Source organism: Fibrobacter sp. (assembly GCF_017545445.1).
GTDB lineage: Bacteria > Fibrobacterota > Fibrobacteria > Fibrobacterales > Fibrobacteraceae > Fibrobacter.
In genome coordinates this window covers 20,873-44,799 of sequence record NZ_JAFWOM010000163.1, presented here as the reverse complement: position 1 = coordinate 44,799, position 23,927 = coordinate 20,873, and the positions used below count along the sequence as shown (strand labels likewise).

The 23,927-nt window shown below is 48.3% G+C and carries 21 protein-coding genes; 9 read left to right on the top strand and 12 right to left on the bottom strand.

Annotation, left to right across the window (positions count from 1 at the left end):
* The first annotated feature begins 109 nt into the window (after nucleotides 1-109).
* Complete coding sequence (locus IKG78_RS18760) at nucleotides 110-2,116, top strand: glycoside hydrolase (protein ID WP_290946465.1); 2,007 nt, start codon at nucleotides 110-112, stop codon at nucleotides 2,114-2,116.
* A gap of 35 nt (nucleotides 2,117-2,151) precedes the next feature.
* Here the strand turns inward: IKG78_RS18760 and IKG78_RS18755 are convergent, their stop codons facing one another.
* Nucleotides 2,152-2,739, bottom strand: a complete 588-nt coding sequence (locus IKG78_RS18755; protein ID WP_290946371.1) for a flavodoxin family protein — start codon at nucleotides 2,737-2,739, stop codon at nucleotides 2,152-2,154.
* 95 nt (nucleotides 2,740-2,834) lie between these two features.
* Here IKG78_RS18755 and IKG78_RS18750 point away from each other — a divergent pair, with 95 nt between their 5' ends.
* Nucleotides 2,835-3,890: a phosphatidylglycerol lysyltransferase domain-containing protein gene (locus IKG78_RS18750; RefSeq protein WP_290946368.1), complete on the top strand. Its 1,056-nt coding sequence runs from the start codon at nucleotides 2,835-2,837 to the stop codon at nucleotides 3,888-3,890.
* A gap of 22 nt (nucleotides 3,891-3,912) precedes the next feature.
* Nucleotides 3,913-4,287: a hypothetical protein gene (locus tag IKG78_RS18745; RefSeq protein ID WP_290946366.1), complete on the top strand. Its 375-nt coding sequence runs from the start codon at nucleotides 3,913-3,915 to the stop codon at nucleotides 4,285-4,287.
* 119 nt (nucleotides 4,288-4,406) lie between these two features.
* Here the strand turns inward: IKG78_RS18745 and IKG78_RS18740 are convergent, their stop codons facing one another.
* The 3 genes from IKG78_RS18740 to dnaK form a co-directional block, all read right to left on the bottom strand.
* Complete coding sequence (locus IKG78_RS18740; RefSeq protein ID WP_290946362.1) at nucleotides 4,407-5,054, bottom strand: hypothetical protein; 648 nt, start codon at nucleotides 5,052-5,054, stop codon at nucleotides 4,407-4,409.
* Nucleotides 5,055-5,199: 145 nt separating this feature from the next.
* Complete coding sequence (gene dnaJ, locus IKG78_RS18735) at nucleotides 5,200-6,342, bottom strand: molecular chaperone DnaJ (protein WP_290946359.1); 1,143 nt, start codon at nucleotides 6,340-6,342, stop codon at nucleotides 5,200-5,202.
* A gap of 306 nt (nucleotides 6,343-6,648) precedes the next feature.
* Nucleotides 6,649-8,550, bottom strand: a complete 1,902-nt coding sequence (gene dnaK, locus IKG78_RS18730; protein WP_290946355.1) for a molecular chaperone DnaK — start codon at nucleotides 8,548-8,550, stop codon at nucleotides 6,649-6,651.
* Between the two features lie 614 nt (nucleotides 8,551-9,164).
* On the opposite strand from dnaK, the gene IKG78_RS18725 reads away from it, so the two are divergent.
* Together IKG78_RS18725 and IKG78_RS18720 are read left to right on the top strand one after the other, a co-directional pair.
* Nucleotides 9,165-9,422, top strand: coding sequence for a type II toxin-antitoxin system Phd/YefM family antitoxin (locus tag IKG78_RS18725; protein WP_014545032.1), 258 nt, complete (start codon nucleotides 9,165-9,167; stop codon nucleotides 9,420-9,422).
* Complete coding sequence (locus IKG78_RS18720) at nucleotides 9,415-9,732, top strand: type II toxin-antitoxin system RelE/ParE family toxin (protein ID WP_290946351.1); 318 nt, start codon at nucleotides 9,415-9,417, stop codon at nucleotides 9,730-9,732. Before IKG78_RS18725 ends, IKG78_RS18720 begins: the two co-directional genes overlap by 8 nt.
* A 14-nt stretch (nucleotides 9,733-9,746) precedes the next feature.
* Here IKG78_RS18720 and IKG78_RS18715 read toward each other — a convergent pair whose 3' ends face one another.
* The 3 genes from IKG78_RS18715 to IKG78_RS18705 form a co-directional block, all read right to left on the bottom strand.
* Complete coding sequence (locus IKG78_RS18715; RefSeq protein ID WP_290946461.1) at nucleotides 9,747-10,319, bottom strand: FISUMP domain-containing protein; 573 nt, start codon at nucleotides 10,317-10,319, stop codon at nucleotides 9,747-9,749.
* Between the two features lie 81 nt (nucleotides 10,320-10,400).
* Nucleotides 10,401-11,495 carry a fibrobacter succinogenes major paralogous domain-containing protein gene (locus IKG78_RS18710; protein WP_290946349.1) on the bottom strand — a complete coding sequence of 365 codons (1,095 nt, stop codon included), beginning with the start codon at nucleotides 11,493-11,495 and terminating at the stop codon, nucleotides 10,401-10,403.
* 242 nt (nucleotides 11,496-11,737) lie between these two features.
* Nucleotides 11,738-13,315 (bottom strand): leucyl aminopeptidase family protein, encoded by a 1,578-nt coding sequence (locus tag IKG78_RS18705; RefSeq protein WP_290946347.1) that lies wholly within the window; start codon nucleotides 13,313-13,315, stop codon nucleotides 11,738-11,740.
* Between the two features lie 102 nt (nucleotides 13,316-13,417).
* Here IKG78_RS18705 and IKG78_RS18700 point away from each other — a divergent pair, with 102 nt between their 5' ends.
* Together IKG78_RS18700 and IKG78_RS18695 are read left to right on the top strand one after the other, a co-directional pair.
* Complete coding sequence (locus IKG78_RS18700) at nucleotides 13,418-14,395, top strand: porin family protein (protein WP_290946345.1); 978 nt, start codon at nucleotides 13,418-13,420, stop codon at nucleotides 14,393-14,395.
* A gap of 6 nt (nucleotides 14,396-14,401) precedes the next feature.
* Nucleotides 14,402-15,388: a calcium/sodium antiporter gene (locus tag IKG78_RS18695; protein WP_290946343.1), complete on the top strand. Its 987-nt coding sequence runs from the start codon at nucleotides 14,402-14,404 to the stop codon at nucleotides 15,386-15,388.
* Nucleotides 15,389-15,525: 137 nt separating this feature from the next.
* Here IKG78_RS18695 and IKG78_RS18690 read toward each other — a convergent pair whose 3' ends face one another.
* The 5 genes from IKG78_RS18690 to lepA all read right to left on the bottom strand — a co-directional run bounded on the left by IKG78_RS18690 (nucleotide 15,526) and on the right by lepA (nucleotide 22,193).
* A complete protein-coding gene (locus IKG78_RS18690) occupies nucleotides 15,526-17,610 on the bottom strand; it encodes a hypothetical protein (protein WP_290946341.1) in 2,085 nt (694 codons plus the stop codon).
* Nucleotides 17,610-18,479 (bottom strand): PHP domain-containing protein, encoded by an 870-nt coding sequence (locus tag IKG78_RS18685; RefSeq protein WP_290946339.1) that lies wholly within the window; start codon nucleotides 18,477-18,479, stop codon nucleotides 17,610-17,612. Before IKG78_RS18685 ends, IKG78_RS18690 begins: the two co-directional genes overlap by 1 nt.
* 2 nt (nucleotides 18,480-18,481) lie before the next feature.
* Complete coding sequence (locus IKG78_RS18680) at nucleotides 18,482-19,078, bottom strand: hypothetical protein (RefSeq protein WP_290946337.1); 597 nt, start codon at nucleotides 19,076-19,078, stop codon at nucleotides 18,482-18,484.
* A 357-nt stretch (nucleotides 19,079-19,435) separates the two neighbouring features.
* On the bottom strand, nucleotides 19,436-20,293 hold the full coding sequence (locus IKG78_RS18675; protein WP_290946334.1) for a S26 family signal peptidase: 858 nt from the start codon (nucleotides 20,291-20,293) through the stop codon (nucleotides 19,436-19,438).
* A gap of 79 nt (nucleotides 20,294-20,372) precedes the next feature.
* Nucleotides 20,373-22,193, bottom strand: coding sequence for a translation elongation factor 4 (gene lepA / locus IKG78_RS18670; RefSeq protein ID WP_290946332.1), 1,821 nt, complete (start codon nucleotides 22,191-22,193; stop codon nucleotides 20,373-20,375).
* A 240-nt stretch (nucleotides 22,194-22,433) separates the two neighbouring features.
* Here lepA and IKG78_RS18665 point away from each other — a divergent pair, with 240 nt between their 5' ends.
* Entirely contained in the window at nucleotides 22,434-22,859 is a 426-nt protein-coding gene (locus IKG78_RS18665; RefSeq protein ID WP_366075869.1) for a peptidylprolyl isomerase, read from the top strand.
* Nucleotides 22,860-22,861: 2 nt separating this feature from the next.
* Entirely contained in the window at nucleotides 22,862-23,875 is a 1,014-nt protein-coding gene (locus IKG78_RS18660; protein WP_290946328.1) for a hypothetical protein, read from the top strand.
* Nucleotides 23,876-23,927: the final 52 nt, after the last annotated feature.

The following is a 23,927-nucleotide window of genomic DNA, read 5'->3' as shown; positions in this document are numbered from 1 at the left end:
CTATGCAGTCCTTTTTTTCGTAAAATAATTGATTTTTAGAAGAGTGTTTCCCGTTTGTCATTTTAGATACTTGAATAGGAGCTTGTATCCGGGGTACGCTGTGGAACTTATGAATGGGGTTGAGAACGTGACGAGTAAACTGATTTGGATGATTGCGGCAGGACTGGCATGCGGTGCTGCCAATGCACAGACGAAAGTCGTTGTGGATCCTGGCAAAAAATACCAGCTTTTCGAAGGCTGGGGCACTAGCCTTTGTTGGTGGGCCGAGCTTGTTGGCGCTTGGAACGAAACCAATCGCGACCAGTTCCTGGGGGCGCTTGCCGACCCTGATACGGGCCTTGGCTACAATATATTCCGTTACAACATTGGCGGCGGTGACCAGCCAGGTCACAATCACCTCACGAAAGGTGACGGCGGCGGCAAGGTTCCCGGTTACAAGCCCACGGAAAAAGGCAATTTTGACTGGACCGCAGACCCTGCTCAACGTGGCGTGGCCCTTCGGCTCAATAAGGTTGTCAAGGACCCAATCTTCGAGGCGTTCAGCAATTCCCCTCCGTGGTGGATGACCAAGAGCGGCTGCGTCTCGGGCAGTAGCGACGGTTCCGACAACTTGAAAGAAGATTACTTCGACGATTTTGCGGATTATCTTTCCGAGGTCGCTCTACATTTCAAGACAGAATGGGGGCTCACGTTTCGTACGGTCGAGCCTTTCAATGAACCGAGCGCCGGCTGGTGGAAATCGAACGGTGGCCAGGAGGGTTGCGGTTTCAAGAACAACCAGTCCAAGATGATTGTGGAACTGGGTAAGGCTCTCAAGAAGAAGGGGCTCTTCCCGGAAACGTCTGTGAGTGCGGCCGATGAGACGTCCATCAAGCAGGCTCACGACCAGCTGGGCAATTACTCATCCGAGGCGCTTTCTTATTTGGGTCAGGTGAACACGCACAGCTATTCCGATGGAAGTTACCGCAAGCAACTTTATAATAGGGCTTTCGGCTTGGACAAGCGTCTTTGGCAGTCCGAAACAGGTCCATTGAGCAAGAGCGGTGACGAACATATCGCCTTATGGATGGCGAATGTGATTATCCAGGACTTGCGGGACATGAAGGCTGAGGCCTGGGTGGATTGGCAGATTGCGGACCCCGCTGAAAATTGGCGTTCTATCAAAGCAGACCACAAAAAGCAGACCTTCTCTTATATGCCGCGCTATTACATGCATGCAGCGTTCAGCCGTTACATCCGTCCGGGTTCGCGCATTATTGACAGTGACAATGGCAATACCGTTGCCGCCCTGCGTCCTGACGGTGCGCTCGTCATTGTGGTGCGTAACAGCGGTTCCAGTGATGTGAAGTACAATTTTGATTTGACGAAGTTCGTTAAAATCGGGGCTAGTGCAAAGGTTGTGCGTTTTGAACTTCCCGGCAGTCTCACGCCGCAGTCCGATATTGTGACTGCAAACAAATTGCTATCTATGACTGCTAAATCCAACACTGTAACAACGATGGTCATCGACGGTGCTGAAGGCGGAGTATGCGAAGAGAGCAAAATAATCTCTTACGTCAAGATTCACAATGGCGACTGGAACGAATCGACCGAAGTCAAGGTAAATCCTGGCGACTCGCTCGTGATAGGCCCGCATCCCTACGATGGTGGCCGTTGGACATGGAAAGGTCCGAACGACTTCTATTACTTGGGTCGCGAAGTTCGCTTCAAGAATATGCAATGGCAAATCAGCGGTATCTATACGGGAACGTACGTAAACCCGTACGGCTGCGAAAGTTCCCTCAAGGTAAAAGTCGTCGTTGACGACCCGAAACACCCGTACGTGGAACCGGATACGGGGAAGACTAAAATCATTTCGCAAAATGCTCCGGCTGCTCTTGCCAAAGTGACTGTGTCGAAACGCGGGGGAGACTTGCTTGTCAGCACATTGCTCCTTGAGCCGTCCGCAAAATCTGCGCCGCTACAGTTCACGATTCACGACCTGAATGGCGTGCTCCTGATGCGTAGGCGAATAGACGGTTCTGCCGTGATTCCGGTTACATCGTTAGCGCAAAAACCGTATGTCGTGCAAATCCATAGTGCTGGGAAAAACATTTATCGTAAAACGTTCTATTGATGCTTGGGCTTACGGAGAGTCGTGTTTAAAGCTTTTTAAAGAACACTTTTGTGAAGCTTGTTGGCGAATTTTCTGCACTTTGCAATTTCGCGTGAGGTGAGAACTTTGTTCTTGATGGTTCCGCCTTTTTGCAGTACACCCGCAATATTGAAACCGCTCCAGCACAGGATTTCCTTGAGAGCGCGGACGGTCCCCGCCGACTGCCGGAATAAAATGTTGAACGGCCAGGCCGTTGAGCAAGTGGTGATTATGACGGCTTTTTTGCCTTTTAACAAAGGAATCGGGTAACCGCGTTCGCTGTGGTCCATCATGCCGTAAACCCAGCGGTCAAATAACGTTTTCAATTGACCTGTCATGTTGCCCCAATAGCAAGGCGAACCGACAATCAGTCCGTCGCAATCTTGCACCAAACGCAAAACTTCCTTGGCATCATCTTCGGGAAAAATACAATCGTGAGTACTGCGGCATTCCATGCAACCGGTACACGGGCGGAATTGCAGTTTGCCGACATCGACATAAAAAACTTTGTCTCCACAAGCCAACAGTTCATTGCGGACTATGCTCAGCATTTGACAAATGTTGCTATTGGGACGTGGACTGGCATTCAAGATGACGTATTTCACTTTTGGACTCCTTTTTTCTAGTTATTGAACACCTAAGGTGTGAAAAAGTGTTACTCTAAAAAAATAAATCCTAAAATATTTTAAATTGATATAAGGTGAAATATGAATTCGCTAGCCTCTTTATGACTCTTGATTTCAGGACTCCAGAACTTTCGGACAGATCCGCTGTCGCTTTAGCGGTGGCGGCGTCTGGTTATACAGGAAGCGACGCCGGCTTCGCGAACATCTATTTGCTCCGCAAAAAATACGGCACGCAGGTAGCCCTGCAAGATGGTTTCCTATTCCGGTACTACAATGGGGGAGGGAGCCGCCGGGGCTATGCATTCCCGCTAGGAGCTGGCGACCCGTTCAAGGCGCTTGAGCTGATTGTCGATGAAGCGCACGAATCGGGTCGTCCGCTGGAATTTTGCCTTGTCGATGAGCCTCGTTCGCAGATTTTGCGGGAGTATTTTGCAAATGCGGGGGCGAGTGAGGAGCCTGTATTGCATTTCGAGTATAACCGTGGCGATAGCGACTACATCTATTCTGCCGAAAGTCTTGCTGATTTACCTGGGAACACCTATCGCAAAAAACGCAACCATATTTCGAAATTCAGCCGTACTTATGCTCATTACGAACTGCGAAAAATCGCTTGCGAAAATATCGCTGAAGCACTCGAAGTAGAAAAGGCTTGGCTGAACAGCGGCATGGCGGGAGGGCTGAGCAATTCGAATCGTGAAAACGTTTTCGATTCTGTCAATGAATGCGAACAGCCTGCTTGGGCGGAATACTCCGAAGACGAAAAGTCCCGTTTGATGGAATTCTGTGCCATCCAAGAGGCTTTACAAAATTTCGAGGAACTCGGTATGAAAGGCGATTTGCTTTATGTTGATGAAAAACCGGTCGGTATGACTTTGGCTTCCGAAATCACGCCCGGAGTTTGGGATATTCATTTCGAAAAAGTCATCGGCGAATATGCGGTCAATGGCGGCTATGCGATCATCAACAGGTTGTTTGCCGAGAGCCTTGTGGCTGTTGGAGCGAAACTCATCAATCGTGAAGAGGACATCAACATCGAAGGCCTCCGCAAAGCGAAACTTTCGTACTATCCGCTGACGATTTTAGACAAAACTCATGTAACATGTCATTCTGGGGGCACGAAGTGCCGATAGAATCCATAACATATAAAAACAAATGCTTTCTTCCATCCTCTCAAAACAATCCTGTGCATCATGCAAGTTCTGCTGTTCTTTCCGGCGGCAGAGCCTTTGGGAAACTCAGCTTTTCCCTCCCGAAGTTGTCGAAAAACTCAGCCATCCGAACGAATACGGCGTAATGGGGGAGTTCCGCGACTGTCAAATTGTCCTTGGCGGCTACCGCACCGACGACACCGAAGAAGAAGTTCCTTGTACCTTCCTCAATCCGCACAAAGGCTGTATCCTGAAAGCAGAAGATAAACCTTTTGACTGTTCCATCTGGCCGCTCCGCATTATGGACAAGGATGGTGAACTCGTCATCGCGCTCACGCCTACATGCCCTCTATCGGCGCAACGCCCCGGCGCGAGCTGATAGAACTTGTAAAGAATGGACTCGGCGAAAAAATTTTTGAGTACGCTAAAGCGCATCCGGAAATCATCAAAAAATACCGCGATGGTTTTCCGATAATTTATCTTTAGTAAATATCACTTTTAGAAACTTGTATATCCGATTTGCAGAAACCATTTCTTCTCGAGATCGCGGCTAAAGTTCTTCTCGAAACGAATCCCTCCATCTACAATTATCCGGCTAATATCATCATCCAGATAAATATTGGCTCTGAGGCCTAAATTATTTTGGAATGTAAAGCTTTCCCTGTGAAAACCCTTAGTAATGGTTTCTGTTACAAATCGATGCTTGTTGATGACGCCAAACCAGTCGTTAGGTAATATGGGAAAATAGAGTGAGCCATGCATTAGAAAAGACATGATTCCAGCGATGTAAAAATACCGTTCAATTATTATTTCGTTTTCTTTTGAATAAGATAAAGAAAATGGAAGTGCAAGGAGTAAACTCGGTAATTGGAGCAATGATTCGTCAGATACAGTCTGGAAGCGATCCGTGGGTGCAATTTGGAAATGGAGGAAATCTATTCCCACTTGCAGCCCATAACTGTCAAAAGGATAGAAGGACATTCCAATGCTTAAATCACCTACAGGAGTAGTCCCTTTTAAGGATTGGGAATAACCTCCTGAGATATAGACCAGTTCACCAGAATACGATTCGCTTCGTTTACCACGAATATCGCAAAATGCCGATGTTGTCAAAAAAAGTAAAGCTATAATGAAAACTTTTTTCATATAAAATTCCAAAATCGCATTTTGAAAATAATATACAAAAACTCCCGGACATCGCTGTCCGGGATAATTTTTCAATGAGTGTGTAAACTGCGAACAACCTCATACCTCAAAGGCACGAAGTGCCGCGTTTCTCTCGTCTTTCGTCTTATTTGAACAGATTCTTCATTTTTTCCAAGAAACTTTCTTCCTGTGCGGTTTCCCTGTCATGACGGAGATCGGCAAGCTTCTGGTAAAGCTCCTTCTCTTCGCGAGAGATGTCCTTCGGAATATCGACGCCAATTTGCACGTAGAGACTTCCGCGGTCGCCCTGTTTCTTGAGCGGGTAGAGGCCCTGATCGCGCAGACGGAGAACGCTACCGGCTTGAGTGCCAGCGGCAATCTTGATCTGGATTTCGTCACCGCTGATGGTCGGGATACGCTGTGTGCCGCCAAGCACCAGCTTGTGGACCGGAACCTTGACTTCGCAATGCAAATCGTCGCCTTCGCGGCTGAAGAAATCGTCCGGCTTTTCGGCAATTACGACAAGCAAGTCGCCGCAAGCGCCACCGCGCGGACCGCAGTTGCCTTCGCCACGGAGGTTCAGGTACTGCCCTTCGCTTACGCCAGCCGGAATCTTGATGGATATTTCTTCGCTTTCCTGGATGCGGCCTTCGCCGTGGCAGTGAGAGCATGGATTGGCAATTACTTCGCCAGTGCCTCCGCAATTGGGGCAAGCGCTTTCGGAAACCATCTGGAAGAATCCGCCCGACACGCGACGCACGCGACCCGTACCGTGGCAGGTGCTACATTCCTTGACATTCGTACCGCCCTTGCCGTTACATTCCGTACACGGCGTATAGCGTTTTAGACGAACCTTCTTGGTGCAACCATCGAAGATTTCCTTGTAACTGAGAGCTACCTTGATCTGCAAATCGTTTCCACGCGGAGGCCCTGCCTTGCGAGAACTTCTGCGGCCACCGCCTCCGAAACCAAAACCGCCACCAAAGATATCGCCAAACTGGCTGAAGATATCGTTGAGGTCGAAGCCGGCACCACCGAATCCGCCACCGCCAAAACCGCCACCAGGAGCGTTAAAGCCGAACTGGTCGTAGTTCTTGCGCTTTTCGGGATTAGAGAGCACGTCGTAAGCTTCGGCAGCTTCTTTGAACTTTTCTTCAGCTTCCTTGTCGCCCGGATTCTTGTCCGGATGGTACTTGATAGCAAGCTTCTTATAAGCGTGCTTGATTTCATCAGCACTTGCGTCCTTGCCGACGCCCAAAACTTCGTAATAATCTCTTTTTTCAGCCATAATATGCCTTCGGCATTTAGTAGACAGTAGGAAGTAGACAGTAGACAGGGAAAAGCTTTGTTGTCCTTTAGTAACTGCAAACGTCCTAATTCATACTAATAAACAGATACCCTTATTTACACAAAAAGGATTGCTCCCTAAAAGAGAGCGAATCCTATTTTGTAAGTTGCAGATGGAGGATGTATAAACTAATGTTTTAGATCCTTCGCCCTTCGGCAGGCTCAGGGACCTTATTAAAGGTTGGTGAGCTAGTCGAACCACGCTCAGGATGACACTTCCTACTTCCTACCGTCTACTTCCTACTAATTAGTCAACCACTTCCGCATCGACGACTTCCGGGCCATCGCCCTTCTTGTCGTTCTTCGGCTGTTCAGAAGCACCCGGCTGCGGACCCGGTCCCGCCTGGTTTGCACCGGCGGCCTGGGCCATGGAGCTTATCATGCCCTGGAGCTTGTCCATAGCGGCCTTGATCTCTTCCTTGGTGCCGTTATCCTTCTTGGCCTTGATGTCGTCGATAGCAGCCTGGAGCTGGCTCTTGGTATCAGCCGGGAGCTTGTCGCCAAATTCCTTCAACTGACCTTCAGCCTGGTAAGCCATCTGTTCGGCCTGATTCTTGATATCGACGAGTTCGCGCTGTTCCTTGTCCTTGGCTGCGTTAGCTTCGGCATCCTTGACCATCTTGTTGATTTCGTCTTCAGACAAACCGCTAGAAGAAGTAATCTTGATGGACTGTTCCTTACCGGTTTCCTTGTCCTTAGCAGACACATGCACAATGCCGTTTGCGTCGATATCGAAGGTCACTTCGATCTGCGGCACGCCACGCGGCTTCTTCGGAAGGTCGGTCAAGTCGAACTTGCCGAGCGTACGGTTATCACGGGCAAATTCGCGTTCGCCCTGGAGCACGTGAATCGTCACAGCCGGCTGGTTGTCTTCGGCAGTAGAGAACACCTGGCTCTTCTTGGTCGGAATCGTGGTGTTACGGTCGATGAGCTTGGTCATCACGCCACCGAGAGTTTCGATACCCAAAGAAAGCGGGGTCACGTCGAGCAACAGCACGTCCTTCACGGAGGAGTCACCGCTCAAAACAGCGCCCTGAACTGCAGCACCGATAGCCACCACTTCGTCCGGGTTCACAGTCTTGTTCGGTTCCTTGCCGAAGAACTTGCGAACAGCTTCCTGAACGGCCGGGATACGGGTAGAACCACCCACGAGGATCACTTCGTCAATCTCGGACAGCGAGAGACCCGAGTCCTTGATAGCCTTGCGGCACGGTTCCATAGAACGTTCCACGAGGTGAGCGGTGAGCTGGTCGAACTTTGCACGGCTGAGGGTGAGGTCGAGGTGTTTCGGACCAGAAGCGTCAGCAGTGATGAACGGAAGGTTGATGTTCGTAGAAGTCGTAGCAGAAAGGTCGATCTTAGCCTTTTCAGCAGCATCCTTCAAACGCTGCAGGGCCATCTTGTCCTTCTTCAGGTCGATGCCAGGATTTTCTTTCTTGAATTCGTCGTTGATCCAGTCGATAATCACTTCATCGAAGTTGTCACCGCCGAGCATCGTATCGCCGTTGGTGGCCTTCACGCTGAACATGCCATCGTCGATTTCGAGGATGGAAATATCGAACGTACCGCCACCGAGGTCATACACGGCGACCTTTTCGCTCTTCTTGGAGTCGAGACCGTAAGCAAGAGCAGCTGCCGTCGGATCGTTCACGATACGGAGAACTTCGAGGCCTGCAATCTTACCAGCGTCCTTTGTAGCCTGACGCTGAGAGTCGTTAAAGTAAGCCGGAACCGTAATCACAGCCTGAGAAACGGACTGGCCGAGGTAATCTTCGGCGATCTTCTTCATGGTCTGGAGGACGGCTGCAGAAATCTCAGGAGGTGCAAACTGCTTGTCGTCAATCTGGACGCGGACCGGATCGGAACCCGTGCCGACGAGCTTGTAAGGCATGTTCTTTTCGGCAGCGGAGCATTCGCCAGCCGTACGGCCCATGAAACGCTTGATTGAATAAATCGTCTTTTCCGGGTTCGTGATTGCCTGGCGCTTTGCAACGTGGCCCACAAGACGTTCACCGTTCTTGCCAAATGCGACGATAGACGGCGTAGTGCGGAAACCTTCAGCGTTAGCGATAACAACCGGCTTGCCACCTTCCATAACGGCCACGCAGCTGTTGGTCGTACCCAAGTCAATACCAATAATCTTACCCATGATGGAATCTCCTATTTTAAATTCTTGCGGCTCCTTGGAGCCTTTTTTGTTTCGCCGTCAATAAAGCAAAACTCGTGCCAAAAGCAAAAAACGCCCGTTTTGTTTCGTTATGAAACAAGAAAGCCCCCTAAACTATGGTAAAAACGCCGTGTTTCATATTTGAACGTAAAATTGATTTCCAAAAATACAAAACAAAACTGAGCAAAAATACAAAACGAAAACTGTCAATTTTAGTTGCCTCAGGCGGACAAATGGCATATACCTAACCAACCTAAGTGGGTGGGGGAGGCATCCCCCTGGTTCGCACGTCGTTGCTCTCCACCCCCTCGCCTAAGGGGACACCCCTTAAAACCCCCGAATTGTCATGCCCGAAGAAATTTTCATCCAACTGTTATTTTTTTTGGCATTATTGAAATTTATATTATGAATATGGAAATTAAGATCAATATAAATATCGAAAACGATATTGAATGTAATGTAGAAAACGTTGTTGAAGATGATTGCAAGATGCCCTCATCCAAGCGCGATTGACTATATGTAGTATCAGAACACCGCGATAAATCTTGACATATCATAATTATGATATTATATTATCATAATAAAGGGAGATCTCCATGCCGAACATTCGACCGATTTCTGACTTGCGCAACAACTTTACGAGTGTTGCAGAAACCGTACACAAGTACGACGAACCCATGTATCTGACCAAGAATGGCGTGGGCGACATGGTCGTGATGTCCATCGAGTGTTATGAAAAGCAGATGGCCCAGCTGGAACTCTATTCGAAACTTGCCGAGGCTATTTCCGAAGTGGAGCGTGGTGCGGAATGCGCCGATGCTGAAAAATTCCTGAAGGACCTGATGAATGGCTAAAAAGTACGAAGTCGTCGTCACGCCTTCGGCACAAAGGGACCTGACAGAGATCAAGATTTATTTTACGAACATTCTAAAAACGGCTTCAAATTCCGTTTTTGAGAAATTCCTTGAGCAGGTCAGGCTGTTGAAGGTGCATCCGTTCACCTATCCCGTCCATCAGGATTCGCTGCTGAAACTCGTCGGCTACAGGGTCATTCCTATCGACAACTATCTGATGTTCTATGTGGTCAGGGGTGATACGGTCCAAATCCATCGCATACTCTACGCCAAGCGAAATTACACTCAACTATTGGGCATAGGCGAATAATAATTCAGATTTTCCTAGTCCTTGAGACAGCGAACCGATCTTGCATCGAATTTGAAATCCCAGGAATATGCAACCGCCATGCTTGATGAAAAAATAAAATTACTAGCATATTGGTCTGTATATTGGTCAATCGTCCAGTAAATGATTGTTTTGCCAAAGCCAAAGCTTCCGGTTTGTCCTTTGATATTTCTGTATCCAGATAATTGTACATCAAATCCAAAGTCATCATCTTCATCGGCACTTGATAAAATCGTTCTAAGCTCAACAGCTTCTTTTTGGCTAGGAATGTGCCATCCTTCGGGACAAATACCTTGTCTAGGTTCATCAAACGGTTCACAGTTATGGTTATAGCCACAATGTGAATCTAAGGTATCAACGGCAGCAGTCCAATCATAAAGACGTCCATATTTTTCGCAATATTCATCATTGTCTTCGTAACACCAACTATGTTTTCCTACAGCTGCGTTACCGGAATCTGGGGCGTATTTCAAATCTTCAGCCATCCAAATTTGATTGCCAATTACAACTGTTTTATAGGAACGTCCATCTCGAGAATCAAGTAACGGGTCTCCATAAACTGGCGTTATTGCGTTAGAACTGCTTGAAATAGCTTCACTAGAACTACTACTCGACTTTACGCTACTGCTAGAATTGTCATTGCGAGAACTCTAAGAGTTCGTGTCAATCTCACTACTGCTGGATGCTGGAGTAACGTCTTCATCCATGACGCAACGGACTGAGTATCCTTGATACTTGACGTAGGTGGTCAGGCGCCAATTGTCGTCGTCATAGTACAGACGCATGTAGTATGCGTAGTCGCTTCCGTGCTCAGTAGAACTCCAGAACATCGCGAATTCGCCCTTGCTGTAATAGTTTCCCCAGCCGTCCCAGTAGCCGGCAGGCAATGCTGAGAAGCCAAAAGCATCTGTGCCGTTGCCTCCGATATACCATCCGGATGTAGATTTGAGCACCTTGTCTGCTGTTGATTTTCCACCAACTGCTGTGAATAATGTTTCCCATTCTGCCTTGCTTGGCAAATGCCAACCTTTTGGACAAACTCCCTGAATATTTTCAGCAGGAAGAGAACACGTGTGTTCGTAGCCACATTCGCTTTCTGACTTGCCTACCGCAATAGCCCAGCGGTAAAGACGACCGTAGGTAGCGCAGTTGGCAGCACTCTCGTCACTGTAACCGTAGCAGTAACTAAAGTCCTCGATCTCATAGGCTAGGTTCTGTGCCATCCACATCTGGTCACCGATTTGTACGGTTTTATAAACCTGACTATCGCGTTCGTCTAGAATTTCACCATATTTACCCGCTACAAGAAATTCTTGATTTAGGTATTCCGTTGAAAAACACTTATACTTCGTGCAGTCGTATGTTCCCGATGGCACTACTTTCGCTTCGGCATAACTTTGCGGAACATTGTTTTTACTTGATGAAGACTCTACTTTGCTTACAGAACTGTTACTCGACTTTATGCTGCTACTGGATCCTATCGTTCCTTCGGAACTCCATGACGATGTGGCAATCTTACTGCTGCTGGATTTTTTGTCAGTGCTGGAACTGGATCGGAGATTCCCAGACGAGTCGGGGATGACAGAAGAAGACGATTCAACTGAAGAATCGTCGTCCGAGCGTGGGGCTAAACCGCTGCTGTCGTCACCGCAGGCGGCAAGGTAAAGACCTGCTACAACAAGTGCACAAATAGGTTGCTTCTTTATAAAATGGATCGTTTTACTAAGGCTGCGAAAAATCCTCATAGATATTCCTTTTCCAAACTCTTTTTTAACAAAATACAAATTTTTTTATGGGAAAATTCTCGCATTCATGGTAATGATAAAATAAACTGCATGACATTTATCTACAAAAGTCATATGACTTTTGCAGATTTATATGTTCGCATTGATCCTGATGTCAAGAAAAAATACGAGGTATGAATTTTGACGTTAAAAGGGGGGCTTATATTCCCGAAATTGATTGAAAAATCTAATTTCAGTTTCTTTTAGCACACTCTATATTCGTCTTCGCAGGCGATAGCGTCGGTTTCGAGGTTTTCGCCGTCTTCGTCCGCTTTAGACATTCTTCTGGCAAGTTCGATGAGCGTCTGCACGCCAAAGCCCGTTGCGCCGTATTCGGTGTATTTCCAGGCCTTGTTCACGAAGGCGGTGCCTGCGATATCCCAGTGTGCCCACGCAGTGTTCTCCGGCACGAATTCTTGCAAGAAGAGGGCGGCTGCAATGGCTCCAGCGTCGCTTCCCGTGTTCTTGAGGTCTGCGAATTTGTCCTTGAGTGCATCGGCGTATTCTTCTTCGAGCGGCATGCTCCAGAATTTTTCACAGCAGGCTTCACCGCAGTTGATGACCTTGAGTCCAAGGTCGTCGTCGTTGCTGAAGAATCCGGCGACAGCGTAGCCGAGTGCGCGGACCATAGCTCCTGTGAGTGTCGCCAAATCGACGATATGCGTTGCTCCGATTTCACCGGCTTCGGCAAGACCGTCCGAAAGCACGAGGCGGCCTTCGGCATCGGTGTTATCGACCATGACCGTCTTTCCATTTTTCGCCTTGAATATGTCTCCCGGCAGCACGGACTTGAATCCGATGGCGTTTTCGGCGAGGCAGCACACGGCGCTCACCTTAATCGGGAGTTCCAAAGTTGCGATGGCTTGTATGGCGGCAAGCACGGTCGCGGCACCGCTCATGTCGCTGATCATTTCGGGCATGGATTTAGGCGGCTTGAGGCAGAGTCCGCCCGTGTCAAACGTGAGACCCTTGCCAACGAGAACCAAGTGGTCGCTGGAGGTGCGGGCGTTTTTGTCCGCGTTTTTTGTGGACTTCACTGCACTTTTCGCGGCTTTTCCGGCAGACTTTGTGCCGTTGTAGGTGAGCGTAACCATGTACGGTTCGTGCGAACTGCCCTTGCCGACAGTCACAAGTCCCATGAAGCCTTCTTTTTCGAGCTGCTTCATGTTGCGGACTTTGATGGAAAGACCCGGCGTGTATTTCGCGATGGTGTTTGCGTTTTCGACAAATTCTTCGGGATAAAGGTCGGAGGCGCAAGTGTTAATCAAATTCTTGGCGAGGATCACCGCTTTCTGTTCTACAGCGACTTCTTCGGCAATCTTCTTGAATGCGGCGGCTTGTTCTCCCGCGACAATTTCAAACGTGACTTGGAAAGCGTCCTTTTGCTTGCTCTTGTATGCATCGAACTTGTAATCGGCGTAATGGAGACCATGCAAAATGCTCTTGATCTGCTCTGGCGCGGCATCGGCAAGCATGACGGACACCATCGGAATTTGGCGTTTGCTTGCTCTTTTCGCGAGGCGGTAGGCGGCCATGCGCAAGTGGTCGAGGTTCGAAAGTCCGCGTTCCTTGGCAGCATCCACAAAAATGGTGGAAGTTCCATCAATTTCTAAAAGTTCCAAATCTTCAAACGGGCCGTCTTCCATGCCGTTCAAGACGGATTCGACTTGTTTTTCTGCGTTTTCCGACAATACATTGGAAAACTGGACGGATTTTTTAACGAAAAAGAGGGCACTGACATTGGCTTTGCCCGAAGCGGTAGATACAATATTTGTTTTCATATACCCTAATCTAGTATTTTATTATGGACCCGCATGTATTTTATACTGGTCTCATAAGGATAAAAAATCTATAATATTACTGATTACATTGGAGGATTTGCTATGAATCTGAAATACATTGGAATTTTAAGTGCTTTTGCTGCTTCTGTTGTCATGGCTCAAGAAGCTGCTCCTGCTGCCGAGACTTCTGTGCCTGCCCAGTCTGCGGTTGAAGCTCCTGTTGTCGAGGCACCTGCGGCAGCCCCTGCGAAAGAATCTGCTGAAGTGTCCGCACAAGCTGTGCCAGAGGCTGAACCTATGGCCGTTCGCGGTGCCGATGCCGCTCAGCCAGTACAGAAAAAGAAAAAATTTGTCTATCGCCCGGTTTATAGGCCTGGCGAGGTGGAACATCTCGGTCGCCCAGTGAAAACGATTTACGTTTCGGAACCTGTCGTTGCCGATACCATTGACATGAACCAGCTTCGCGGCCTCGTTCCGATTAAATTCACGTTTGGCCTCCAGGGCTTTATTGGTGCAGGGTACCTTTCTGGCGACAACGGCTATTATGATTACGAATACGACAGCTATTCCGGCTTGACTTGGAGCGTTGGTGCATTTGCATTGTTCCCGCTCGATGAATACAACATGGCCTTCAAGGCGGGTGTACTGTTTGAGCATAGCAAGGTTCGCAGCAGTTTCGAAACTTATGATAAAGATAAAGAAAGCGTAAGTGAATGGCGTGCGTCCTTTAGCCAGTACCGTATTTCTATCCCGTTGCTATTGTCGTTGAAAGCGGCTAGGTCTAGAATCCATCTCGATGTCGGTATCCAGCCGTCTATTGCTGTTGCAGATGAATTTAAACTTAAGAACTCCAAGGATAAATCAGTTGGCGGTACGTATGACATGATGGATAACGAAAGCCGCGAACCTCTGGACTGGTCGATTGTCCTTGGTGTTGGTTTCCGCGTCAACCGTTACGTTGGCTTCGATGCTAGATTCAACTGGGGCATTGACAATATGTACGACGACTTTAACGAATGGCGCATTAATGATTTGTCATCGAAGTCGTTTGCTATCGGTGCTACGTTCTACGTGTTTTAATAGCAAATGATACTTTCTGTATTGGCGGTCGTCATAGGCCTTGTCGTTTTGGTCTGGAGTGCAGACCGGTTTGTGGATGGGGCCGTTGGCGTGGCCCAATTTTTGGGCATGAGCACGTTCCTTATCGGAATGCTTGTTGTTGGCTTTGGAACTTCGGCTCCCGAAATGGTCGTTTCCATTTTGTCGGCGATGAACGATACTCCGCAACTCGCTCTTGGTAATGCTTACGGCTCTAACATTGCAAACATTGCTTTGATTCTAGGGGCGACAGCGCTTGTCGCTCCTGTTGTCGTTAAAACTCAGGCCATGTTGCGAGACATTCCGATTCTTATTTTGATGACGGTTCTTACGGTTTTGTTGCTCAAGGACGGTAACGTATCTTTCGCGGATGGTGCCGTTTTGCTCGTTGCTTTTGTGGCTTTGACTTTGTTCAATGTCTTCATGGAACTGAAGGAAAAACGTAACCGAGAAAAGGAATCAGAATCCTCCGGGGAACCAGCTCCTGTTAAATCTTCTATCGGGAAGTCTGTTTTGTGGTTGCTTGTCGGGATAGCGCTTTTGATTGCAAGTTCGCGGCTGCTGGTGTGGGGGGCGGTCAACATTGCTCAAACTCTTGGCGTGAGCGATTTGCTGATTGGGCTTACCATAGTCGCTGTCGGCACGTCTCTGCCGGAATTGGCGAGTTCGATTGCTGCTGCCCGTAGGGGTGAAAACGATTTGGCTGTCGGCAATGTCATCGGTTCTAATGCGTTCAATACGCTTGTCGTGGTCGGAATTGCGGCTGTGATTGCTCCGATAAACTCTACCGACCCCGAAGTGTTGAGCCGCGATTTGCCGATAATGTCTGCCCTCACGCTTTTGCTGTTTTTCATTTGTTTTCCGCTCAAGAACAAGGTGGGCAAGCGTGTTGGTGGCTTTGGACGTATCGGCGGAGCGCTGTTCTTGTGTCTCTATGTCGGTTATCTCGTGTTGCTCGGAATACAGAGCATTTAATCGTTTGGCGTCATTCTGAGTGACCGTTAGGGAGCGGAGAATCTAGTCATTTCTTGAGTTGCATAGTAGAATTGACTGGATCCTTCCACCTTTGGTGTCAGGATGACGAAAGTGCTGCAGCCCTGATGACGAAAGTGTTAATTTCCGAATGTCCAGACGATGCCGTAAGCGAAGCGGAGGCCTTCGGGCGTGTAGCCTGATTCCGGCATGTAAATGCTGTGGTTGAAGTTCTCTATGCGGCTGTAAAGTTCAAACGAGAGAATCTGCATGCGGGCTTCGAAATCCATTGCCAAGTAATGGGATAGTTCGACGACTTCCGGTTCGCCTTTTTCGTTGATGGTGCAATCGTAACGGTTATTGAACCATTGGAAATCCACGCGGACGCTAACACCAAGCCTATCCTTGACAAAACGGTTTTGCCAATGGATACTGCCCTTGTAGTAAAGCGATGGCGTGTCGAATAGCTTTGTGCGAGTGATTTTCTGACCGCGCTCAAAGTAAAATTTCCAGTTTCCGAGGCGGAACCCGATTTGCATAATCCAGTCGAGCGTATGGGCGTGATCGAGGTTTTCGTAACGGAATGCTGATTCGAGGGAATCGTTTGAGCGGGCGATTGTCGTATCTCTTGTTTCATACGTCTCATAATTGGCGATATATGTTGTATCGACAAAGGTCGTGTCTAGCTTTCCGCGAATAGCCCAGCTCGGTTTTATCAGGTCGTTTGCGTGTTCATATCGCAGCCCTAGTCCGTAAAACACGTCTCGCATTTTCCATGAAATCGTGGCGGTGGCACGGTCGCGAACTTCGTAAGTCAAGTCTTCATTAGGGAACGCGATTCTGCCAGTTTCGATAAGCTTGATATGGTTTACATCCGGGAATTTGTTGTCATGGCGGTACGATGCGTTTAACATCAAGTGATAGGGGAGTAGGTATGTTCCGTCTAATGAGAAGGCCGGTGCAAATTCGACCGTATCCAAAAGTGAACTGTTGCGTTGCATTCCCGCCTGCGCGCGGAACAGGACTTTCCCGAATAACGTATCGGAGACTTCGGCGTAGCCTATTTCGCGGTCTTGATAATATGTTTTCTTTTTCGTTTCGTTGCCAGATTCTTCGGTATTGACAAATTCATATTCAAAACGGAATCTGGGATTCAAGAACATGTTGTAACGGGCTTCAAAATTACCGAGAATCGTTTCGTAATTGCGAACTTTACTTGTATCGTAATAATTTATTTTATTTACGGGGTAACCCCATTCGTTAAGCGTTGTATCGGTATTTTTCTTGATTCTTGAAAGGTGTTTCAACTCCATTTCGTGATTGCCGTAATGGAATTCTGTACCGAGCGTCAAGTCTTTGATGGGGTAGAATTCAACGCCTCCGCCGTAAGTACGCGTTTCAATAACAATGTTGTACGGGTCCGTTTGGAAATTGCGAACCGTTGGGTCGAGCGTGTCGAGCAAGACTTTGTGCGTCGTGTTGTCAGCATTGTCGAGACTGAAATAGTTTATCTTAAAAAATGCCTTGCCGTAGCCGAATCGCCATGTGACAATTGGTTGGATGTGCATGCTGTTCATCGCAATATTGCGTCCACCGAAGGGGATTTCTACGGAGTCGCGACCCAATGCAAAGTAGGGCGAGTGCGTCACCGGCTGGTATTCAAAAGGCTTCGAAAGCATGTCGGAATGGCTTGCTACGCCAAGGTCGAGTGTCACCGAGTCCGTGATTAGGCGGCGGAATTCCAAGCGAAGTGCGTTCCCTTCAAACGGACCGCGTTCCCAGTTGACATCTGTAATCGGCGTATCGACGGGAATGCCGTGGCGTTCTTCAAAGAGAATCCCGTTTTCTCCATTGAGTGCAAGTGTTGATGCGTCAAAGCTTAAGCGTGTTGTGTAAATGCCGGCGAGTTTGCTGGGGTAGCGCTTGCTGAGCGTCCCGATTCCAAGGGATGTTGCCGGGAGTTCCGGACTACCTAGGATAGAAGTTCCCAGCACCCATTCGGATTTTTGCCCGGAAACGTCGTAAGTACGCTGCATGACTTCGCGAAGCGGAATCACCCAACGGCCAGCGTCTGTTTCTCTAGGGGCTGGGTCTGGGGCGTTTGGCGTTTCAAAAACAGAATCTTGCGGAGTCGGGAGCATGCTCTTTTTGGCATGGATGACATCAGCATAAACGCTTGATACAAGCGCAGACAAAAAAGCTAAAAGAAAAATACCACGATTCATTAGAACCATTCTGCACGAGATTTTTCGCGCCTCTCTCGAAGTGCTTGGACTACGGTGTAGGGCATTTTCATGCAACCTGGGGGGTAAGTTCCGCTTTCCGTGTGGAAGTCCGAACCGCCCGTCCCCACGAGACCGAACCTTTGCGCCATTTCTTTGTACTTGCGACCAACGGCTCCTTTTTGCGCTGGACTATAGACTTCCATGCCCTGGATGCCCCATTCCACCATGTTCTCGATGAACTCGTCGCTGAGACCAGACTTGTACGGGTGGGCGAGTACGGCAATGCCGCCTGCGTTTTCGATAAGCCTAATCGTTTCCTGCGGGTTGAGGCCTTTCTTTTCGACGAACGCGATGCAGCCGTCTCCCAAGTATTTCGTGAACGCTTCGGAGAAGTTCGAAATGTATTCTTCATCGACAAGCGACATGGCGATGTGCGGGCGACCGATAATTTTCCCTTTGCAGTACGAATGCACTTTGTCGAACGTGATGCCGATTCCGAGCGCATTCAGTTTTTTGATAATCGCCTTCACGCGTGCGATACGCTGCTTGGCGAAGTCCTCCAGTTCCATGTTGAGGGCGAGGTTCGTCGGGTCGCAGAAGTACCCCAGGATGTGGATGTCCTTGCCTTGCCACACCGCTGAAATTTCGATTCCCGGAATGATTTCAAGCCCGATTTCCTTGGCTGGTTCTTCGGCGAGTTTGTAGCTGTCCAAGTTATCGTGATCCGTAATGGATATGCAACGAAGCCCTTTGCGTTTGCAAAGCATGAGCAGTTCATCGACCGAGAGCGTTCCGTCGGAAAGCTTGGTGTGCATGTGCAAATCTGCATAGCCGCCATTTTCAGTGATGATGGTCGAATACTTTTGCATGGCTAGCCTTTGGCTTCCTTGGTGTCTTTAGCGTCCTTGGCATCATTTATAAAATAGCGTGCCATCATCCTAGCAGGGGAAATTGTCTTGAGCTGGTGGAGGCTAATGTTCAAAAACGGGTACTCGTGGACGCAATCAAAACCGGCCCGCAGTGAAGCTCCGCTTACAAGCGCAAGGTACAAAAATTGCGGCTTGTAAGGCCCCGGATAGACGCAAGCAAGAGGTGCATAATTTTTTATTTGGTATTCAAGCTTTTCAAACAGCGGTTCTCCGTAACGGCAACCTTTATCGGTATAGTACGTGACGGTCGCTTTTTTCTTTGAAAAGATGATTTCCAAATCACCGTGTGCAACGAACAAAATGGACTTGAAAGCCTCGGGAGGAAGATCATCTACGATATTTTTTGCAATTTTTTTGTCTTCAGGAACAAAAAATACAGTCTTTTCATGGTCTTGCAACGATTTCGGGAAAGAAAAATGCTTTGGATTCTTGATTTTCCCTGCCTTGTACAAAAACCACCGATACAGTAGGGGCTTCCAAAAAAGTAAGCGCATCGCATAGAACTGCTTGTCATCGGCAAAATACGGTGAAGAAAACAAAAGAACTCCTATTTTTTATTTCGACAAAAATATATTAAATTTAAGGGCTTGTGCTTTTTCATGACTATGAACTTTACATTAAAAGCATACTTGTTTTTTGCTTGAGCTTTGCGTTGTTGAAAAAATGTGAGCAAACGCAATTTTTTTTATGATCTTGCTAGCTACTGTTTGCAAAATGAGGCTTATATCTGTTTTTTTGCACGCAATGATTCTAGATTTATTCCATTAAATGGGCTACCCGGAAAATGAAGTTAAGACAAAGAAATAAATTGCCGTATTTTTGGAATATGATTCGCTTGGCGAGTATGTGGAAGTTTAAAAATTTTAAACTTTGGAGAATCTTTAAAAGGTAAAGCTTTATTTTGCTTTCATGACCATCTTTACGAATCTTTTGGCTTGTAAAAATTTATGGTCTATTTGCTTTTGGAATTTGTTTGCAACCTTGTTGGCGCGACCGAGGAGGCGGCTTTTGGTGAAATAACCAATTTCTCTTGAATCTGCACAGTGGTTCGCTTTTTCACAGACGAGGTAATAACAGTCTTCAGGAACAACATAAAATGAAATTTTTGAAGAATCTTTTCCGCTGAAAAGTTCGCGCTTAATGTGAATAGGGGCGTTTCCCGGTTCTGCTTGGAAAATCTGGAGCTCGACAAGGTATCTGTCTTGCCATGGCATGTAATCAATTTCTTGTAAACTTACAAGACGGTTGCCGAGCTTGGTGGAGCCTATGCGTTCCAAGGGCATTTCGCGATTGCCCTGCCAAAGGCTTGACTTTATGTAGATTTTTTCATTTTGCTCATGCATGAGCGAAATTAGATAATCTTGTTCTACATCATTTAATTTATTGAAGAAAAGCGTGTCGCCCTTGCGCGGAATGTAGATGCTACGAGTTTCAATGAATGCGTCTTCGCCATTCCACTTGAAATTGCTGTGTGGCGTATAGACCTTGTGGTTGCTTGTTATGGTGATGGAATCGCCTGGAACGCCGAGAACTCTGCGCACCATGTTGTCTTGATTGCGCATGACGCCCCAGACAAAGTCTCCGTCTTGAATTTTTTCTGTACAGCGGGGGAGCTTGCACATCCACATGACGTTGTTCTTTTTGAATTTCGGGTACAGCGAATTGTCTTGCATGCGGACGGGTTCTATGACATATTCACGAACGCCTATCATGACTCCCAAAACCACGCAGAGGATAAAGACAAGAAAGAACACGTACGCCTTGGAATGGCGCCGTTGTAAAGACCTGACTTTTCTATCCAGTGCAGACATATTTGTGTAGGAATCCTGTGGATTAGTCCCCGTTGCCGGTGGAATCGTCGCTGAGCGAAAGCACGGCGAGGAACGCCTTCTGCGGCACTTCCACGGAGCCGATGCTCTTCATGCGCTTCTTGCCTTCCTTCTGTTTTTCGAGGAGCTTGCGCTTACGGGTGATGTCGCCGCCGTAGCACTTGGCAAGCACGTCCTTGCGCACGGCCTTCACGGTCGAGCGGCTGATAATCTTTCCGCCGATAGCACCTTGGATGGCCACATCGAACTGCTGGCGTGGAATGAGGTCCTTGAGCTTGACGCAGATGGCGTTTGCGTAGGTGTGAGCCTTGTCGCGGTGGATAATCACGGAGAATGCATCCACCGGGTCGCCGTTCAAGAGAATGTCGAGTTTGACGAGGTTGTTGCGCTTGTATTCGCTTGGCGTGTAGTCGAGTCCTGCGTAACCGCGGCTCAGCGATTTAAGACGATCGTAGAAGTCGAACATGATTTCGGCAAGCGGGAGGTCGTACTTGAGAATGACCTTCGATTCGTCGATGTATTCCATGGTCTCGAACGTGCCGCGCTTTTCTTCACAGAGCGTCATCATGGCGCCGACGTATTCCCTGGGCGTAAAAATTTGTGCCTTGACGTAGGGCTCTTCGATGTAGTCGTAGCGGCTAGCGTCGGGGAGCTTGGAGGGGCTTTCGATTTTCACCATCGTGCCATCGCTCATGAAAACGTGGTATTCCACGTTCGGGACGGTCGTGATGATATCGACGTTGAATTCGCGATCCAAGCGTTCCTGCACGATTTCCATGTGCAAAAGTCCGAGGAATCCTGTGCGGAAGCCAAAGCCGAGCGCTTCGGAGGTTTCCGGTTCCCAGCAGAGGGCGGAGTCGTTGAGGCGGAGCTTTTCGAGCGCTTCGCGGAGGTCCTTGTAGTCTTCCGGGTCGATGGGGTAGATGCCCGAGTAAATCATCGGGAGCACGTCTTTGTAGCCCGGAAGCGGCTCGGTGGCCGGGTTCGCGGCATCGGTGAGCGTGTCGCCAATCTTCACGTCGCTAATCGTCTTCACGTTTGCAAGCACGTAGCCGACCATACCTTCGGTCAGTTCCGGGCGCGGGTCGCGGCGCATGCTGAACGTACCGACTTCGGTCACCACATATTCGCCGCCGGTCTTCATCATGCGGATTTTCATGCCCGCCTTGAGCGTGCCTTCGACAATGCGGATGTAGTTGATCACGCCGCGGTAGCTGTCATAGACGGAGTCGAAAATAAGCGCCTTGAGCGGTTTGTTTGCATCGCCTTTGGGGGCTGGAATTTCATCGACAATCTTGTCGAGCACTTGTTCTACGTTAAGGCCTGTCTTGGCTGAAATGCGTGGAATCTGGTCCGGATCGTAACCGAGCAAGTCCCCGACGAGTTGGGCGATGTGGTCTGGTTGTGCCCCCGGTAAATCGACTTTGTTCAAAACCGGGATGATGGTGAGGTCGTTTTCGATTGCAAGATAGAGGTTCGAAAGCGTCTGGGCTTCGATGCCCTGGCTTGCATCTACGACGAGAATGGCGCCTTCGCATGCGGCGAGTGAACGGCTGACTTCGTAAGTGAAATCGACATGCCCCGGGGTGTCGATCATGTTCAGAATGTATTCTTCGCCGTCTTTTTCATAGACCATGCGGATGGCGTGAGCCTTGATGGTAATGCCGCGTTCGCGTTCCAGGTCCATGTCGTCCAGGAGCTGGTTCATCATTTCGTTTTTGGAGACCGTCTTGGTCAGTTCAATCATTCTGTCGGCTAATGTGGATTTGCCGTGGTCAATGTGGGCGATTATGCTAAAATTACGGATATTGTTATTTTGCGGCATATTAAAATGTTGATGAGTTTTTGTACAAATATAGAAATCTTGTGCCTGTTTTTTGGAACATGTTGTGGACGCTTCAAAAAAAAACTATATTCTTGTGGACATTTGGTTCTTTCATAACGATCTATCTACGGAAGTTCAGTTTTGTTAAAAAAATTTATAATCTGCGTCTCTTTGCTCCTTGCTGCAAATGTTTTTGCCGAAGGAAAAAAATTCAACAAGGACTACACGGGAATTTCCCAAATACTTGCTGAGATTACGACTCACGAAGGAAAAATCGTTGTCGATTTGAACTTCAAGGCTGCTCCGAATACGGTGGCCAACTTTGTCGATCTTGCAAACAAGGGCTTTTACAATGGTCTTCTGTTCCATCGTGTCATTCCGGGATTCATGATTCAGGGCGGCGACCCGAATGGAGACGGAACGGGCGGGCCTGGTTATACCATTGATGATGAAAAGAACGACCTCAAGCACGAGACGGGTGTAATTTCCATGGCGAATCGCGGCCCTGATACTGGTGGTTCGCAGTTCTTTATCACGCATCTCCCGCAGCCGCATTTGGATGGTAAGCATACAGTGTTTGGTAAAGTCATCGAAGGGCATGATGCGGTCTGCCGTATTGACGTGAACGATCCGATTTTGAACATTACAATTGTGGAAAAGAAGTAAATATGAGTTCCAAAAAAGCGACATCTAAAGCGCCTGCAAAGGCGAGTGCTTCTGAAAAGAAAACGGCTAAGCCGGCTCCGAAGAAGGCTGCCGAAACGAAGCCTGCAAAGGCGGCGGCCCCAGCTAAAAAGGCGGCTCCAGCGAAAGAAGCTCCTGCCAAGAAGTCTGCTCCGGCAAAACCGGCAGCTCCGGTTAAGGCTGCTCCAGCAAAAAAGCCTGTCGTGAAAAAGGAAGCTCCCGTAAAGAAGGAACCTGCAAAAAAGGAAACTGCGGCGGTTGCTCCTGCAAAAAAGCCTGCTGTGAAGGATTCCAAGACCGAAGTTTCCAAGAAAACGGAGACCGTGAAAAAAGTTGAACCGGCGGTCGTGGCTGCTCCTGAGAAAGAAGTCAAGGCGGCAGCTGCGGTTGCAGCAAAGAAGCCTGCCGACAAGGAATCGGATAAAAAGACGGAAAAAATGGAAGTCGTCGAAACACACGAAAAACACGAAACGAAAAAATCTTCGTCTAAAGTCGAGTATCCCTACTCGGTTCTGCTTGAAGGCGGCAAGAAACCGTGCAAGTTCATTATGTTTGTCGAAATAGATGAACAGGAAGAACGTGCTAACAAGAAAAAGGTGACTTCAGAAATGAAGAACCTTGAAAAGAAACCGACTTCCGCTATCCGTCACAAGATTTCCTTGGCCGAAGAAACACAGGAAGAATTGACGGAACGCATCTTGAAGGAGCTCGAAGAGCAGAATGCCGCGTTCACGCGTGAAGCCGCGACGCAGATTTGCACTCGCTGCAATAGAAATCTCGTTTCTCCGGAATTCTGGGTCGATAAGCATCTCGGTTACTGCGAAGAATGCGCCACTATCTTGCACTTGGGACAGTCCAAGGAAGCCCGCAAGGTGGAATACCAGTTGGGGGCTATGGGTGGCGACTCTTTGGATGAAGCGGATGACGATGAATTCGAAGGGCCGGACGCCGCTGATTTGAAGGAAGCAGAAGAAGAACTTGCCGATTTCGATGCGTAACTCGAATTATTTACAATAAAGTAAATGAAAACCGGAGCGTCTGCTTCGGTTT

Excerpts from the sequence above, each read along its gene's own strand:
- IKG78_RS18710 (WP_290946349.1), bottom strand. The coding sequence starts at position 11,495 with ATGAGGATTTTTCGCAGCCTTAGTAAAACGATCCATTTTATAAAGAAG.
- IKG78_RS18720 (WP_290946351.1), top strand. The coding sequence starts at position 9,415 with ATGGCTAAAAAGTACGAAGTCGTCGTCACGCCTTCGGCACAAAGGGAC.
- IKG78_RS18705 (WP_290946347.1), bottom strand. The coding sequence starts at position 13,315 with ATGAAAACAAATATTGTATCTACCGCTTCGGGCAAAGCCAATGTCAGT.
- dnaJ (WP_290946359.1), bottom strand. The coding sequence starts at position 6,342 with ATGGCTGAAAAAAGAGATTATTACGAAGTTTTGGGCGTCGGCAAGGAC.
- IKG78_RS18695 (WP_290946343.1), top strand. The coding sequence starts at position 14,402 with ATGATACTTTCTGTATTGGCGGTCGTCATAGGCCTTGTCGTTTTGGTC.
- IKG78_RS18660 (WP_290946328.1), top strand. The coding sequence starts at position 22,862 with ATGAGTTCCAAAAAAGCGACATCTAAAGCGCCTGCAAAGGCGAGTGCT.
- IKG78_RS18700 (WP_290946345.1), top strand. The coding sequence starts at position 13,418 with ATGAATCTGAAATACATTGGAATTTTAAGTGCTTTTGCTGCTTCTGTT.
- IKG78_RS18690 (WP_290946341.1), bottom strand. The coding sequence starts at position 17,610 with ATGAATCGTGGTATTTTTCTTTTAGCTTTTTTGTCTGCGCTTGTATCA.
- IKG78_RS18760 (WP_290946465.1), top strand. The coding sequence starts at position 110 with ATGAATGGGGTTGAGAACGTGACGAGTAAACTGATTTGGATGATTGCG.
- lepA (WP_290946332.1), bottom strand. The coding sequence starts at position 22,193 with ATGCCGCAAAATAACAATATCCGTAATTTTAGCATAATCGCCCACATT.
- dnaK (WP_290946355.1), bottom strand. The coding sequence starts at position 8,550 with ATGGGTAAGATTATTGGTATTGACTTGGGTACGACCAACAGCTGCGTG.
- IKG78_RS18740 (WP_290946362.1), bottom strand. The coding sequence starts at position 5,054 with ATGAAAAAAGTTTTCATTATAGCTTTACTTTTTTTGACAACATCGGCA.
- IKG78_RS18725 (WP_014545032.1), top strand. The coding sequence starts at position 9,165 with ATGCCGAACATTCGACCGATTTCTGACTTGCGCAACAACTTTACGAGT.
- IKG78_RS18745 (WP_290946366.1), top strand. The coding sequence starts at position 3,913 with ATGCTTTCTTCCATCCTCTCAAAACAATCCTGTGCATCATGCAAGTTC.
- IKG78_RS18685 (WP_290946339.1), bottom strand. The coding sequence starts at position 18,479 with ATGCAAAAGTATTCGACCATCATCACTGAAAATGGCGGCTATGCAGAT.